General features: G+C 70.3%; 13 protein-coding genes. 6 read left to right on the top strand and 7 right to left on the bottom strand.

The genetic code is table 11. The features are described from left to right. Positions 1-284 precede the first annotated feature (284 nt). Both rpmE and BLV24_RS10100 read left to right on the top strand, forming a co-directional pair. Entirely contained in the window at positions 285-506 is a 222-nt protein-coding gene (rpmE, locus tag BLV24_RS10105; RefSeq protein ID WP_092681280.1) for a 50S ribosomal protein L31, read from the top strand. A 559-nt stretch (positions 507-1,065) separates the two neighbouring features. Continuing rightward, complete coding sequence (locus tag BLV24_RS10100; protein WP_092681278.1) at positions 1,066-1,872, top strand: division plane positioning ATPase MipZ; 807 nt, start codon at positions 1,066-1,068, stop codon at positions 1,870-1,872. A gap of 206 nt (positions 1,873-2,078) precedes the next feature. Here the strand turns inward: BLV24_RS10100 and BLV24_RS10095 are convergent, their stop codons facing one another. Then, positions 2,079-3,164, bottom strand: a complete 1,086-nt coding sequence (locus tag BLV24_RS10095; RefSeq protein WP_143040282.1) for a D-alanyl-D-alanine carboxypeptidase family protein — start codon at positions 3,162-3,164, stop codon at positions 2,079-2,081. Between the two features lie 289 nt (positions 3,165-3,453). Between BLV24_RS10095 and BLV24_RS10090 the strand changes: the two genes are divergently transcribed. The 3 genes from BLV24_RS10090 (at position 3,454) to clpA (ending at position 7,074) form a co-directional block, all read left to right on the top strand. Continuing rightward, entirely contained in the window at positions 3,454-3,882 is a 429-nt protein-coding gene (locus tag BLV24_RS10090) for a phasin family protein (protein ID WP_092681276.1), read from the top strand. 257 nt (positions 3,883-4,139) lie between these two features. Then, on the top strand, positions 4,140-4,454 hold the full coding sequence (gene clpS, locus BLV24_RS10085; RefSeq protein ID WP_245710532.1) for an ATP-dependent Clp protease adapter ClpS: 315 nt from the start codon (positions 4,140-4,142) through the stop codon (positions 4,452-4,454). A gap of 283 nt (positions 4,455-4,737) precedes the next feature. Continuing rightward, the gene (gene clpA, locus BLV24_RS10080) at positions 4,738-7,074 is read left to right on the top strand and encodes an ATP-dependent Clp protease ATP-binding subunit ClpA (RefSeq protein ID WP_092681272.1); all 2,337 of its coding nucleotides are present in this window, start codon (positions 4,738-4,740) and stop codon (positions 7,072-7,074) included. A 279-nt stretch (positions 7,075-7,353) separates the two neighbouring features. Here clpA and BLV24_RS10075 read toward each other — a convergent pair whose 3' ends face one another. The 6 genes from BLV24_RS10075 to BLV24_RS10050 all read right to left on the bottom strand — a co-directional run bounded on the left by BLV24_RS10075 (position 7,354) and on the right by BLV24_RS10050 (position 14,033). Further along, positions 7,354-7,659: a 4a-hydroxytetrahydrobiopterin dehydratase gene (locus tag BLV24_RS10075; protein WP_092681270.1), complete on the bottom strand. Its 306-nt coding sequence runs from the start codon at positions 7,657-7,659 to the stop codon at positions 7,354-7,356. After that, a complete protein-coding gene (locus BLV24_RS10070; protein ID WP_092681268.1) occupies positions 7,659-8,861 on the bottom strand; it encodes a GNAT family N-acetyltransferase in 1,203 nt (400 codons plus the stop codon). The genes BLV24_RS10075 and BLV24_RS10070 overlap by 1 nt, the downstream gene beginning before the upstream one ends. A gap of 180 nt (positions 8,862-9,041) precedes the next feature. Next, entirely contained in the window at positions 9,042-9,812 is a 771-nt protein-coding gene (locus BLV24_RS10065; protein WP_092681266.1) for a glycerophosphodiester phosphodiesterase family protein, read from the bottom strand. A gap of 22 nt (positions 9,813-9,834) precedes the next feature. Then, the gene (locus BLV24_RS10060; RefSeq protein WP_092681264.1) at positions 9,835-10,302 is read right to left on the bottom strand and encodes a RidA family protein; all 468 of its coding nucleotides are present in this window, start codon (positions 10,300-10,302) and stop codon (positions 9,835-9,837) included. Between the two features lie 135 nt (positions 10,303-10,437). Beyond that, positions 10,438-12,252, bottom strand: coding sequence for an HlyD family type I secretion periplasmic adaptor subunit (locus BLV24_RS10055; RefSeq protein WP_342707989.1), 1,815 nt, complete (start codon positions 12,250-12,252; stop codon positions 10,438-10,440). Further along, the gene (locus BLV24_RS10050) at positions 12,249-14,033 is read right to left on the bottom strand and encodes a type I secretion system permease/ATPase (protein WP_092681262.1); all 1,785 of its coding nucleotides are present in this window, start codon (positions 14,031-14,033) and stop codon (positions 12,249-12,251) included. Before BLV24_RS10050 ends, BLV24_RS10055 begins: the two co-directional genes overlap by 4 nt. Positions 14,034-14,528: 495 nt before the next feature. Here BLV24_RS10050 and BLV24_RS10045 point away from each other — a divergent pair, with 495 nt between their 5' ends. After that, positions 14,529-15,395 carry an MlaA family lipoprotein gene (locus BLV24_RS10045; protein WP_092681260.1) on the top strand — a complete coding sequence of 289 codons (867 nt, stop codon included), beginning with the start codon at positions 14,529-14,531 and terminating at the stop codon, positions 15,393-15,395. Positions 15,396-15,430 lie beyond the last annotated feature (35 nt).

Genomic DNA, 15,430 nt, shown 5'->3' with positions numbered 1-15,430 from the left:
CGGGGGGCTCCGGGGAAAGGGGCGGCAGGCCGCGCCGCGAGTTCCGGGAAGCCGGCGAGGGACGCGGATCGGGGCGCCGGCGCGGCGGGCGGGGCCGCAGGGCGGAGGCGAGCCCGCGCGGCGTGACGCCCCGGCGGCAGCTAATTCCGGCGCGACGCTTGCCGCGCCCCGCGATTCGCGGTATGCGCTCGCGCTCAGTCACGGGGTATGCGCGCCGACCGCGCCGCAACACGCCCCGGCCCCGGAATTGCAAGCCCCGGCGCGGCCCGGGGGAGAGACGCGCCATGAAAGCTGACATCCATCCCGAATACCATGTCATCGACGTGAAGATGCTCGATGGCACCATCGTTCAGATGCGCACCACCTGGGGCGCCGAGGGCGATGTGATGACCCTCGACGTGGACCCCTCGGTGCACCCCGCCTGGACCGGCGGCGGCGCGCGTCTGATGGACACCGGCGGCCGCGTCACCCGCTTCAAGAAGAAGTTCGCCGGCCTGGATTTCTGATCCGGACCGACGCGCGCCGCCGCCCTGCGGGGCGCGCGCCGCGACACGAACTCACGGGCGCGCCCTGACCGGGCGCGCCCGTTCGCATGTCCGGGCCTGACGCCGGCCCTGCCGAGGCGCCTGCGCCGCGGCGGCGGGCCGTTCAGAGGCCGCGGCCGTTCCGCGCCGGGTGAGCCGCGAGGCCGCTTCGGGCTTGCGGACCCTCGGCCTTCCCGCGCCACGCTCTCCTCCATGCCCATGCGCCCCCGGCGGAGGCGGACCCGAACGGGCCGCGCGCGCGTCGCGGAGGCGCCCGCATGCCGCCGAACGGCGCCACGCCGGCGGCGCGAGGCCGGGCGCGGATCGCCCGCCGTCCCCGCCTCCGCGGCGGCGGACCGGCCCGCCCGCGCGCGGCGCCGCGGCGCCGGGGCTTTTCTCCACCGCGCCCGGCGGCTAGGGATTGGACGTCCCCTCCGGAACCGCTCCGGGCGGGGCGCGTTCCGCGTCGGGGGGGGCCGTGCGGAGCGCCTTTCCCGCCGGCCCGGCGCCGGCCCCGCCCCAAGGCAGGAGCGCGGCGCAGTTGGCGCATGTCATCGTCACCGGCAACGAGAAGGGCGGCTCCGGCAAGTCCACCACCGCCATGCATCTTTTCGCCGCCATCGCGCGCGCGGGGTTCGAGGTGGGGGCGCTCGATCTCGACCTGCGCCAGACCACCTTCTTCCGCTACCTGGAGAACCGCGCCGCCTTCGCCCGGCGCACCGGCCAGACCCTGGCGCTGCCCCGGCAGATCCGCCTGCGCCCCTCCGACCTGCGCGACCGGGTCGAGGCCGAGCAGGAGGAGGAGCGCTGGTTCGCCCAGGCGCTGGCCGAGCTCGACCGCGAATGCGATTTCGTGATCATCGATTGCCCGGGCGCCGACAGCTATTACAGCCAGATGGCCCATGCCTCGGCCGACACGCTGATCACGCCGATCAACGACAGCCTGGTGGATTTCGACCTGCTGGCCCGCATGGACCCGGAGACGGGGCAGGTGCTGGGGCCGTCGATCTATTCGGAGATGGTCTGGCAGGCGCGTCGGCTGCGGGCGGGGGCGGGGCTGAAGCCCGTGGACTGGGTGGTGCTGCGCAACCGGCTGAGCCACATCGAGGCGCGCAACAAGCGCAAGGTCGGCGACGCGCTGGAGAGCCTGTCGAAGCGCATCGGCTACCGGGTGGTGCCGGGGTTCTCGGAGCGGGTGATCTTCCGCGAGATGTTCCTCAACGGGCTGACCCTGCTGGACCTGCGCGATCAGGGATTCAGTTTCTCGATCAGCCATGTCGCGGCGCGTCAGGAGATCCGGGACCTGATCAAGGCGCTGGACCTGCCGGGCATGGCCGACGCCGGCTGAGGCCCCGCCTCCCAGGCCCGCCACCAGGGCCCGTCTCCCGATCCTGCGTCCCAGGCCCGCCTCCCCGCCCCGTCTCGCGGTCCGGCCGGTCGCCTTGCGCGGCCCGCCGGCTCCCCGGTCCGCCGTCGAGGACGCCCTGCGCCTCCCACGAAAAAGGGGCGCGCCCGGCCCGGACGCGCCCCCCAAGGTTCCGGTCGATCGCCCCGTCAGGGGCGGCGCGGCGGCATGTTGATGGCGAAGCCGATCTCGGTCACCGGACGCGCCCGGGGCGTCGCGGCCCGGCTGGGGGCATGGCGCGAGGACGAGACCGCCGGCCGCTCGGAGGCCATGGCGGTCGGGGCGATGACCGCGCCGACCCGGTCCAGCAGCGACTGCGGCGCCTGCGGGCGGGTCGGCGGCGTCGCGGCGCGCGCCACCTGGGTGTGCGAGACGTTGCGCGGCGGGATCACCGCGGTGCGGGTCGGCGAGCGCGCGAAGCCCTTGTCGAGCAGCACCGAGACCTTCTGCGTCCGGTCCGCCGAGGACCGGGCCCCGAACACCGTGGCGATCACGTGCTGCTGCCCGCGATGCGCCGAGGCGACCAGGTTGAAGCCGGCGGCGCGGGTGTAGCCGGTCTTGATCCCGTCGGCCCCGCGATAGGAGCCGAGCAGCCGGCGATTGGTGGCGTGAATGGTGCGCCCCATGGCCGTCGTCTTCTTGCGCGCGAACAGGTTGTAATATTCGGGGTGATCGAAGAACAGCCGACGCCCCAGCACCGACATGTCGCGGGCCGTGGACAGGTGGCCCGACTGGGTCAGCCCGTGCGGGTTCTTGAAGGTGGTGTTCGACATCCCCATCGAATGCGCCCGCGCCGTCGCCATCCGGGCCCAGTTCTCGACCGACCCGGCGGTGGCTTCGGCCAGCGCCACGGCGGCGTCGTTGGCGGACTTCACCGCGGCGGCGCGCATCAGATTGCGAATCGACACGCGCGACCCGGCGCGCAGGCCGATCTTCGACGGAGGCTGCTTGGCGGCGCGCGACGAGACCCGCACCTTCTGGTCAAGCGACAGCCGCCCTTCCTTCACCGCCTCGATCGCGAGGTAGAGCGTCATCATCTTGGTGAGCGAGGCGGGGTGCAGCCGCCGGTCGGCGTTGGACGTGTGCAGCACCTCTCCGGTGCGGGCGTCCATGACGAATGCCGCGTAGGGAGCCGCCTTCGCGGTCTCCGGCGTGGTTGCGAGAAGGCCCGCGATCATCGCCAACGCGGCCATCGCCAGGCGCGCGAAGCGCCATGGTCCGGTCCAAAACATCATCACCCTCGATCGTCCGGTTTCGTTGCCTGTCGGCTGTTGCCGCGCTTCCTTCGCGCGATCTCTCCGCTTGTAAGCGTAACATACTGCTATCACGAATCAAACTATGGAATCTTAACCACGTTCAGGAAGTTTCGGCGTGAAATCGGGTTCGCTGCGCCGCAATGATTCTCTTGACGCAGCGCAACATAAAGCCTATCTCCGAGGCGCAGCTCAGGAGGCTGCGCGGCCTCTCCGCGAACGCCGATCGGGGCGGCCTTGCCTGGACATTTCGTTCAATAGGAGCAGCGCCATGAACGCCATGACCGAGACCACCGCCCAGCTCGAGACGTTCGCCGCGGAGGCGCAGAAGTCGATGACCGAGTCGATGGAGAAGGTCGCCAAGTCCTTCGAGGACATGGCCGCTTTCAACCAGGCCAGCCTGGACGCCGTCATGAAGTCGGCCAGCACCTCGATGAAGTCCGCCGAAGAGATCAACGGCGAGCTGGTGACCTACTCCAAGAAGTCCGTCGAGGAATCGATGGCAGCCGCCAAGGACTTCGCCGCGTCGAAGTCGGTGATGGAGCTGGTCGAGAAGCAGTCCGATTTCGCCAAGACCTATTTCGACGGCTACATGAAGCAGATGACCAAGGTCAACGAGATGGCCATGGCCGCCGCCAAGGAAGCGCTGGAGCCGCTCTCGGCCCGCGTCGCCGCCGCCAAGGACATGGCGAAGCTCTGATCCGGAGGCCCGCGAGCGGCCTCCCCGGCGCGGTCCTGAGCGCCGTCAGGTAAAATCCGACGCGAGTCGGGCGAAAAGGGGGCTTCGGCCCCTTTTTCTATGCGGGGCGAGTCATATATGGTCGCTCCATGCAGTCAGTTCCGGTCATCGATGGGGTGAGTCTCCGCCACGGCGTTTCCGACGCCGGGGAGCGGTTGGTTCCCGTGCGCCTCGCGGCCGTCGGGCGTCTCGCCGCCGGCCCCGACGAGGACGCGCCCATCGGCCCCGGCGGCGGCGATCCGGACGGCCAGCTCGCGGTCAAGCCGCGGAGCAAGCCGCAGCGCCCGTCGATGTACAAGGTCCTCCTGCTCAACGACGACTACACGCCCATGGAGTTCGTGGTTCACGTGCTCGAGCGGTTCTTCGGTCTGCGGCATGAGGGCGCGGTGGAGATCATGCTCACCGTGCATCGGCGCGGGCTCGCGGTCGTCGGCGTCTTCTCCTACGAGATCGCCGAAACCAAGGTCACTCAGGTCATGGATTACGCGCAGCAGCATCAGCATCCGCTGCAGTGCACCATGGAAAAAGAATAAGTCGCGCTCCGGCGGCTTCCCGTTCTCAAGCCCTCGTTAACCCCTGTCCCGCAACGCTTCGTCCGCATCGCGCGTGTCGAAGAAGGTTTACGTGCGGGTCCGATCACGAGCTTGTCGGCGCCGCGGCGCTCAAATTTGCAGGATCGCGCTAACCCGCCCTTGATCCGTTGCTGACAAACTCGAAGTTTAGTGATGCACTACGATCCAAGGGCCCGGTTCCACGGGTCTTCCCGGATCGCTCCGCGCGGCGTCCCGCGCGGTTCCAGCGGAAAGGTGACGCGCTATGCCCTCGTTCTCCAAGACCCTTGAGGAAGCCATCCACTACGCGCTGAGCCTCGCGAACGAGCGAAAGCATGAGCTTGCGACGCTCGAACATCTGTTGCTCGCGCTGATCGACGAACCCGACGCGGCCCGCGTGATGAAGGCCTGCGGCGTGGATCTCGATTCCCTGCGCGAAAGCCTGACCCGCTTCGTGGACAACGAGCTGGAAGCGCTCGTCTCCGATGTCGACGGGTCGGAAGCCGCGCCGACCACCGGATTCCAGCGGGTGATCCAGCGCGCCGCCATCCACGTCCAGTCCTCGGGGCGCACCGAGGTCACCGGCGCCAACGTCCTGGTCGCCATCTTCGCCGAGCGGGAATCCCACGCCGCCTTCTTCCTGCAGGAGCAGGACATGACCCGTTACGACGCGGTCAACTACATCTCCCACGGCGTGGCCAAGAACCCCGCCTATGGCGAGGCCCGCCCCGTGCGCGGCGCCGAGGAGGAGGAGAGCGCCCGCGCCTCCAACCCCCGCCAGGAGAAAGAGGCCGAAAAGGACGAGACCGCGCTTGGCAAATATTGCGTCGACCTCAACGTCAAGGCCCGCCAGGGCGACGTCGACCCGCTGATCGGGCGGGAGACCGAGGTCGAGCGCTGCGTGCAGGTGCTCTGCCGCCGCCGCAAGAACAACCCGCTGCTGGTCGGCGACCCGGGCGTGGGCAAGACCGCCATCGCCGAGGGGCTCGCCAAGAAGATCGTCGACGGCCAGACCCCCGACGTGCTGTCCGGCGCCACGATCTTCAGCCTCGACATGGGGGCGCTGCTGGCCGGCACCCGTTACCGCGGCGACTTCGAGGAGCGCCTAAAGGCCGTGGTGAAGGAGCTGGAGGATCACCCCGACGCGATCCTGTTCATCGACGAGATCCACACGGTGATCGGCGCCGGCGCCACCTCGGGCGGGGCCATGGACGCCTCCAACCTGCTGAAGCCGGCGCTTCAGTCGGGCGGCCTGCGCTGCATGGGCTCCACCACCTACAAGGAGTTCCGCCAGCATTTCGAGAAGGACCGCGCGCTCTCCCGCCGGTTCCAGAAGATCGACGTCTACGAACCGACCGTCGAGGACACCGTGAAGATCCTCAAGGGCCTGAAGCCCTATTTCGAGGAGCATCACTCGGTCCGCTACACCGGCGACGCGATCAAGGTCGCGGTGGAGCTGTCGGCGCGCTACATCAACGACCGCAAGCTGCCCGACAAGGCCATCGACGTGATCGACGAGGCCGGCGCCTACCAGCACCTGCTGCCGGACAGCAAGCGCCGCAAGACCATCACGCCCAAGGAGATCGAGGAGGTCGTGGCCAAGATCGCCCGCATCCCCCCGAAATCCGTCTCCAAGGACGATGCCGAGACGCTGCGCGACCTGGAGGCCAGCCTCAAGCGGGTGGTCTTCGGCCAGGACGCGGCGATCGAGGCGCTGTCCTCGGCGATCAAGCTGTCGCGGGCCGGTCTGCGCGAACCCGAGAAGCCGATCGGCAACTACCTGTTCGCGGGCCCGACCGGCGTCGGCAAGACCGAGGTGGCCAAGCAGCTCGCCTCCACGCTGGGGGTCGAGCTGATCCGCTTCGACATGTCGGAATACATGGAGAAGCACTCCGTCTCCCGCCTGATCGGCGCGCCTCCGGGCTATGTCGGCTTCGACCAGGGCGGGCTGCTGACTGACGGCATCGACCAGCATCCGCATTGCGTGCTCCTGCTCGACGAGATCGAGAAGGCGCATCCGGACGTGTTCAACATCCTCCTGCAGGTGATGGACCACGGCAAGCTGACCGACCACAACGGCAAGTCGGTGGATTTCCGCAACGTGGTCCTGATCATGACCTCGAACGCCGGCGCCTCGGAGCTGGCCAAGGCGGCCATCGGCTTCGGCCGCGACCGGCGCGAGGGCGAGGACACCGCGGCCATCGAGCGGACCTTCACGCCGGAATTCCGCAACCGTCTGGACGCGGTGATCTCCTTCGGGCCGCTGCCGCGCGAGGTGATCCTGCAGGTGGTCGAGAAGTTCGTCCTGCAGCTTGAGGCGCAGCTGATGGATCGCGGCGTGGCGATCGAGCTGACCCGGCCGGCCGCCGAATGGCTGGGCGAGAAGGGCTATGACGACCGCATGGGCGCCCGCCCGCTGGGCCGGGTGATCCAGGAGCACATCAAGAAGCCGCTGGCGGAGGAGCTGCTGTTCGGCAAGCTCGCCAAGGGCGGGCTGGTGAAGGTCGCCATCAAGGACGGCAAGATCGATCTGCAGATCAGCCAGCCCGGCGCGCCGAAGCTGGCCAGCGCCAAGAAGCCGCCGCTTCTGACCGCGGACTGACCTCGCGCCCCCCGCTTGCAGGCGGGGACCGGCGGCCTGACGGCCTTGCATTCCCGCCCGGGTCACCGGGCGGGAATTTTATTTCAAGGCGGAACCATGAGGCGCCGCTGACCCGCGATCCGTGGGGGATCGCGGAAATCCGCGCAAAACGAGACGCCGGCCCGGACATGGTCGGTTTGTCGACGGTTCGCCTCGCCAACCATCGGGGGGCGCATCCGGTTCCAGGGCGCCGCCCCGGCCTCCGGGTCGGTCGCGGATCCGTCGCGGATCCGTAGCGGGTCAGGCCAGCCCGGCCAGCCTGTCCATGGCCGCGGCCATCTCCACATCCAGCCCGGTGACCCCGCCGGCGTCATGGGTGGTCAGCTCCACCTCCACGGCGCGGTGGACATTGGACCATTCGGGATGGTGGTCCAGCGTTTCGGCGACCATCGCCACGCGGGTCATCCAGCCGAAGGCCTCCGAGAAATCCCTGAACACAAAGCGCTTGATCAGCGCGTCGCGGTCCTCGGCCTCCGTCCAGCCGGCGGCGAGAAGGGAGGCGAGAGCGGCCGCGCGGGGCTCGCCCTCCAGTTTGGCGGGGCGCATCAATCCTGCTCCTCGGTCGGTTGCGAAAAGTCCTCGCGCCGGAAGGGGGAGCGTTCGGAGAGCCAGTCGATCTCCTCCCCCACCGCCTGGCGCTCGGCCTCCAGGTATTCGGCCACGGCGCGGCGGAACCCGGCATCCCCGACCCAGTGCAGGGAATGGGTTTTCGCCGGCATGTAGCCGCGGGCGAGCTTGTGTTCGCCCTGGGCGCCGGCCTCCACCCGCGCCCGTCCCTGCGCGATCGCCCAGTCGATGGCCTGGTAGTAGCACAGCTCGAAATGCAGGCAGGGATGGTGGGCCGAACACCCCCAGTAGCGGCCGTAAAGCGCCTCGCGCCCGATGAAGTTCAGGGCCCCGGCGATGGGGCGGCCGTCGCGATGGGCGAGGACCAGCAGGGCGTCGTCGCGCAGGTTCTCCTGCACCTCGTCGAAGAAGGCGCGGGTCAGGTAGGGCTGCCCCCATTTGCGCGCGCCGGTGTCCTGGTAGAACTGCCAGAAGGCGTCCCAATGCGCGGGGCGCAAGGCGTCGCCGGTCAGGGTCTCGATCTCCACCCCGGCCTGCGCGGCGGCGCGCTCCTTGCGGATGTTCTTGCGCTTGCGCGACGACAGGTCGGCCAGGAAGGCGTCGAAATCGGCATAGCCGCGGTTCACCCAGTGGAACTGCTCGCCCACCCGCTGCAACAGGCCCAGTTCGGCGCCCGCCTGCCATTCGGCCTCGGTGCAGAAGGTGATGTGCAGCGAGCTGAGCCCGTTCTCCGCCGCGATCCGCACCGCGCCCTGGGCCAGCGCGCCGATGGCGACCGCCTGCGGCGCGTCGGGCGCGGTCAGAAAGCGGCGCCCGGTGGCCGGGGTGAAAGGGGCGGCGGACTGCAGCTTGGGGTAATAGTCGCCGCCCGCCCGTTCGAAGGCGTGGGCCCAGGCGTGGTCGAAGACGTATTCGCCCTGCGAATGGGTTTTGACATAGAGCGGCATGACCCCGATGACCTCGCCGCCCAGCCGCGCGACCAGGTGCCGGGGCGTCCATCCGGACCGCCCGCCAACCGAGCGCGAGACCTCCAGCGCCCGCAGAAAGCGATGCGTGACGAAGGGGTTGTCGGGCGCGCGCCCCGGGGCCCCGCCGGGGTCGGCGCAGCGATCCCAGACCTCCGGCGCGATCTCGTCGAGACCGGCGATCACCGAGATTTCGACGATGTCGGATCCGTCCATGGCGAGGCTCCCCGGCCCGGGCTGCGACCCGTCTAGAGTGGGGCCGTCGCCGCGCAGGTCAATGGTCCGCGCCGGGGGGCGCGACGAAAGGGCCGGCGCGGCGGCTCAGGATGCGATGGCCCAAGATCCGGCGGCCCAGGATCCGGCGGCCCAGGAACCGGCGGCCCAAGGTTCGGCGGCTCAGGCTTCGGGGACGTAGCCCTCGAAGGTCACGTTGTCGGCGTGGCGACGGGCGGCCGCGTCCTCTTCCGGGCTGCGGGTGGTCCAGCACAGGGCGGGAACCCCGGCGTCGCGCAGGGCGCGGGTGCGCGGGGTCGGCAGGTCGCGCCAGCGGTAGGAGAAGAAGTCGGCCTCTGAGGGCTCGAAGCTCGCCATCCGGGTCATGTCGCGGCGGGTCTCCGGGTCGAATTCGCCGCCCGCGTCGTCCCGGTCCCAGTCCATGGAGACGAGCCCGCGGGGGATCTCCGGCGCGTGCTGGTGGAACCAGGCGACGGAGCGGGGATCGAAGCTCATCACCGCCACCGGGCCGCGGCCGGCGGCGACATGCTCGGCGATCAGGGAGGCGGCGCGGAATTCCAGCTTGCCGGCGGCGACCTCCGGCCCCTGGCGCTTGATCTCCACCAGCAGGGGCGCGTCGCCCGCGGCCTCCAGCGCCTGGGCGAAGCTGGGCACCAGGTCGCCGCCGCCGCCCTTGAGCCCGATCTCCGCCAGATCCTCCGACCGCCATTCGCGCACCGCGCCGGGCTCGCCGGTCAGGCGTTGCAGGTCGTCGTCATGGAAGCAGATCGCCTCGCCGTCGGCGGAGCATTGCAGGTCGATCTCGATCCCGTAGCCCGCCGCCGCCGCCGCCCGGATCGCGGACAGCGAGTTCTCGATCACCTTGCCCTTGCGGTCATGCAGGCCGCGATGGGCGATGGGACGGGCGAGGAAGGCGGCGGGCAGGCGGGTCATGGGCGGCGCTCCGGAGACGGGATCAGGCGATCTCGAAGATGCCCTCGACCTCGGTGGCGACGCCGAAGGGCAGGTTGGCGACCCCGAAGGCGGAGCGGGCGTGAGAGCCGATCTCGGCGCCGAACACCGCCACCATCAGCTCGGAACAGCCGTTGATGACCTTGGGGTGGTCGGGGAAATCGGGGGTGGAGTTCACGAAGCCGGTCAGCTTGACCACCTTTTTCACCCGGTCGAGATCGCCGTCGCAGGCGACCTTGAGCTGCGCGAGCAGCGCGATGGCGGAGGTCTTGGCCGCGGCGGCGCCGGCCTCGACATCCGCGTCGGCGCCGAGCTTGCCCTTGATCAGCCCGTCGGCCCCGGCGGAGACCTGGCCGGAGATGTAGACCAGCCCCGCGGCCTTCACGAAGGGCACATAGGCGGCGGCGGGGGCGGGGGGCGTGGGCAGCTCGATGCCCAGTTCGGCCAGGCGCGCGTCGATCTTGCCGGTCATGGGGGTCTCCTCGGGTCCAGGGATGCGGGCGCGCGCCGGGGGCTGCGCGCCGGAAAGCTTCGGGCGGACCGTGCCCCTACTCGTCGCGCCGCGCAAGCCCGCCCGCGCCACCGGGGGCGCCGGCGGGCGGGCGGATCACTCCTCGCGCAGCGACTTGGCGAAGTAGTCTTCCATCGGTTTGACGAGGTAGTTCAGCGGCGTGCGCTCATAGGTCTTGATATAGGCCTCGACCGGCATGCCGGGCACCAGCGTCAGGCCGTCCAGCTTCACGTCCTCGCCCTCGTTCAGCGCCAGCTCCACGGGGAAATAGCTCAGGCCCGTGCGCTCATCGAGGATGGCGTCGGCGGAGACCTTGACCACGTGGCCGTCGATCTCCGGCGTGGTGCGGGTGTTGAAGGCGGAGAAGCGCAGCGTCGCGGCCTGGCCGGGATAGACCTCGTCCACATGGATCGGTTCGATCCGGGCGTTGAACACGAATTCCACGTCCGAGGGCAGGATGTAGAGGATCGGCTGCGCCGGGCTGACCACGGCGCGCCGCGCGAAGACGGTGGAGCCGTAGACGGTGCCGGCGATGGGGGCGCGGACCTCCATGCGCGACAGCTGCTCGTTGATCGAGGCGAGCTGCTCGCGGACCTGATTCTCCTGGTACTGGATGTCCCGGACCTGGGTGATCGCCTGCTCCTGCCGCTGGGTGGTGGCCTGGACGATCTGGATCTCGATCTCCGCGACCTTGCCGCGGAATTCGGCGATGGAGGCCATCAGCGACCCGACCTCGCCCTGAAGGCGGGCCTGTTCGCGCTGCAGCGACAGCAGGCGGTTGAGCTGGGCGAGGCCCTGGTCGAACAGCCGCTGCTGGCCCTCCAGCTCCTGCTCGATCAGCTCGTTCTGGCGGGAGAGGGCGGTGGCCTGGGCCTCGGCCCCCTCGATCTGGCGGGCGATCTGGGCCTGCCGTTCGCGCAGCTGCTCCGTGGTTTCGTTGAGCGCGCGGATGCGGGTGTCGAACAGCGAGGTCTGGCCGTCGACGATGACCTTGATGGCCGGATCGGTCTTGGCCTTTTCGATCAGGCGGGGGTCGAAGTCGACGGCGTCCTGGCCGAACTGCTCGGCCTCCAGCCGGTTGCGGCGAGCGACCAGCTCCCAGTACTGGCCGTCGAGGATGATGGATTCGGAGCGCTGGAGGGTGTCGTCGAAGCGCAGCAGAACCTCGCCGGCCTCCACCACGTCGCCGTCCTTGACCATGATCTCCCCGACGACGCCGCCGTCGGGGTGCTGGACGACCTGTTCGCGGGTCTCCACGTCGACCTCGCCGGCGGCGATGACGGCGCCGGCGATGTTGGTGAAGGCGCCCCAGGCGCCGAAGCCGAAGACCAGGGCGAAAAGCGCGACCAGGCCGATGGTCTGGGCGGTGCGGGCCGGGAAGCGCGACGCGACGCCGGCGGCGTCCAGCCGCTCGGGCCCCGGGCCGTCGCTCGGCGGGGGCGGAGGGGTGAGCGCGCCGCCCCCGCCGGGAGCGACGGCGGGGGGCGCCGCGGCGGCGGCGTTGGCGGCGTTGGCGTTGGCGTTCGCGTTGGCGGGGGCGGCGTTGGCGGTGGTCGCCGGCGGCGGGCCGGCTTTCGCCGCCTCCGCGGTCGGGGGCAGGGGGCGGTGCGGCATTCCGCCGGGCATTCCGCCGGGCGGGGGCGGGCGGCGGCGCGACAGCACGGCCTTGCCCGCGGCCTCGGCGGCGGCGTCGGCCGACGGGTCGGCGGCGGGGGCGCGGCGCAGCTCGGGCGTGGGCGCGCCGGTCCGCTCCGGAGTCGCGGCGGGCGTGGGAAGAGGGCGGGAGGACGGATCGGGGGCGACCGCGTCCTCGGCCCCGGAACGGTCGCGGGGCCGGGGGGCCGGCGTCTCGGCGAAGATGTTCGAGATCTCGGGGCTCTCGTCGGCGGCGTTGCGGCGATCTTCGGTCATCGGGCGGGCTCCGGCGCGGGGGCGGGCGCGGGGCCTGCGGGCGCGCCGCTCTTGCCGCCGGGCGCGGTTCCGGCGCCGCCGACCTGGGGATAGTTGCGCACATGCTGGCGCAGCACTTCGTCCTTGGGTCCGAAGGCTTTCCGCACCCCGTCCTCCATCATCAGGATCAGATCGCAATGCTGGATCGCCGCCGGCCGGTGCGCCATGATGATCACCGCCTTGCCGCGCCCCTTGAGGTCGGCGATGGCGTTGTTCAGCGCGTCCGAGCCCATGGCGTCGAGGTTCGAGTTCGGCTCGTCCAGGATCACCACCGCCGGGTCGCCATACATGGCCCGCGCCAGCCCGATGCGCTGCCGCTGCCCGCCCGAGAGCTTGCCGCCCCCCGCCGCCACCTGGAAATCATAGCCGCCGGGCAGGCTGAGGATCATCTCGTGCGCCCCGGCCCGCTTGGCCGCCATCACCACCGCGTTGGCGTCGGGGGCCATGGACATGCGGGCGATGTTCTCGGCCACGGTGCCGTCGAACAGCGCGATCTCCTGGGGCAGGTAGCCGACATGCTTGCCCAGATCGTCGTCCCCGTACTGGTCGAGCGCGGCGCCGTCGAGCCGGACCTGCCCCGCCGCCGGCTTCCAGATCCCCGCGATGGCCTTGGCCAGCGTGGACTTGCCCGACGCCGACGGGCCGATCACGCCCATCGCCTGTCCCGGCTCCATCCGGAAGGAGACCATGCGGATCGCGGCCGACTGCTCCCCCGGCGCGACCACGGTGACCTGCTGGGCCTCCAGGATGGCGCGGGGGGCGGGAAGCTTGGTGCGCTCCTCGGGCTCCGGCGTCTTCTCCAGCAGCTCGCCCAGCGACTTCCAGCCCTGCACGGCGCGCTGGACCATGGCCCATTGCCCGATCGCCTGCTCGATCGGGGCCAGCGCGCGGCCCATCAGGATCGAACCGGCGATCATCATGCCCGGGCTCAGCTGCCCGTCGATGGCCAGATAGGCGCCCAGCCCCAGCATGCAGGACTGAAGGAAGAACCGCAGGGTCTTGGAGGCGTTGGAGAAGGCGCCCGTGCGGTCCGAGGCCGTGATCGTGGTCAGCAGCGACTTGGAGCGCAGCTTCTGCCAGCGCGCCAGCACCGCCCGGCGCATGCCGAGGCCCTGCACCGTCTCCCCCTGGGCGCGGACGGCCTCGGTGAAGCCCTCGGACTGTGCGGAGGCGACGTTGGCGTCGATCTGAAGCTGCTTGGAGAAATACTGGTTGGCCCAGGTCAGCGCGATCAGCAGGCAGCCGCCGAACACGGCCAGACAGCCGAGCATCCAGTGGAACATGAAGATCGCCGCCAGGAACAGCGGGGTCCAGGGGATGTCGAACACCGCGAAGGGCGCCGGGCCGGACATCAGCCGCTGGATGGATTCCAGGTCGCGCAGGCCGGACGCGGGGCGCGCGCGCTCGGTCGGCGACACGGAGCGGCGCAGCACCGCCTCGAACACCCGGTTGTCGAGCCGCGACTGGAACCGCGCCCCGACCCGCGCCAGAACCCGGCCGCGGGCGTAGTCGAGCACGCCCATGATGAGGAACATGAAGGCCATGATCGCGGTCAGCGCGACCAGCGTCGCCTCCGACCGGCTGGCCATGACCCGGTCGTAGACCTGGAGCATGTAGATCGGCCCGGTCAGCATCAGCAGGTTCACGAACACGCTGAACAGCGCGATGGAGATGAACAGCGTCCGCCCCTCGGCGAGCACCGACCTGAGCTCCGCCCGACCCGCCTGGCCCTGTGCCTTCACGACATCCCCCTAAAATCGCCTGTCCGCGACGCGATCCCGAAGACCCGCGGCCGCCGTGGCGAGCGCCGAGGCGCCGCGTCACGATGCTCGGCGCGCCCCACGCCGCCCCCAAAAGGCGCGAAACGCCGCGCCGGACGTTTCTCCCATACGACTCCGCGCCCCTGCGCGCCAGTGCGAGACGCGCAATCGGGGCTGTGCGAAACATCAGAACGTCGCGATCCGGCGCCCTGTTTCCGCTACGCAACAGCGGCCGGTCTTTCGCATGCGCCTGCGGACGCTTTGTCATTCGCTTAACGGCGAAAGGTTTCTTCTCCCCTACCTGCTCCGGCAGACCGCGGCGCGGGACGCGAACGGCCCGGCGCGCGCTCCGCGCTTCGCGCCGGTCGCGTTCACTTGACGGACACGTCGTCCGCGCCGGATTGCACGCAGGGCCGTGGGCCGCTATCTGGAGACAGGCTTTTGTCGCAACGCAAAAAATCGAGACCTTCCGTCGTGATGCCATTCCGCTCCGACCTGTCCCGGGTCAACGTCGCCGGGACCGCCTCCGTCTCCGCGCCCGCCGCCCCCGGGGCGTCCCCGTCCCGCGCGGTCAGGCCTGCGCTGCGCGTCGCGGGCGCGCTGGCGGCGGCGGCGCTGCTCGCCGGCTGCGCGTCGACCCCGGACGCCGGGGCGACCAATGACGGCTTCGTCTACGATCCGTGGGAAGAGACCAACCGCGAGATCCACGAATTCAACAAGGGTCTCGACACGGTTCTGCTGCGCCCGGCCTCCAAGCTCTATGAGATCGCGACGCCGGGGCTGTTCAAGCACCTGATCCGCAACGGTCTGGACATGCTCCAGATGCCGGCCTTCATCGTGAACCACGCCCTGCAGGGCGACGTGGACAAGACGCTGACCGCGCTGGGCCGCTTCGGGATCAACGCGGTGATGGGCCTCGGCGTGCTCGATCCCGCCACGGAAATGGGCCTGCCCAAGGAATACACCGATTTCGGCCTGACTCTCGCCTCATGGGGGGTGGAGCAAGGGCCCTACCTGGAGCTTCCGGTTCTGGGGCCGGCGAACCTGCGCGACGGGCCGGCGCGGATCGGGCACTGGGCGCTGGACCCGGTGACCTATGTCACCTCGATCTCCGCCTTCGACGGGATCCGCGATACGATGGACCTGCTCGGGTCTCCGTGGATGTACGGCGTGCGCGCGGCGGTGGTGAGGTCGGAGATCGGGTCGCAGGCCGACCAGGTGCTCTATGGCAGCGAGGACAGCTACGTGACCTTGCGGACCTTCTACACCCAGCTGCGCCGGCGCCAGGAAACCGGGGGCGAAACGACGGAAGAATCGCTGCCGGACGTGTTCGCCGACGAGTAGGCCGCGGCCGCGCCGGCGCGGCCTGCTGAGCAACG

It is taken from the genome of Albimonas donghaensis, assembly GCF_900106695.1.
In the GTDB taxonomy this organism is placed as follows: Bacteria; Pseudomonadota; Alphaproteobacteria; order Rhodobacterales; family Rhodobacteraceae; genus Albimonas; species Albimonas donghaensis.
This window is presented reverse-complemented; position numbering and strand designations above follow the sequence as displayed.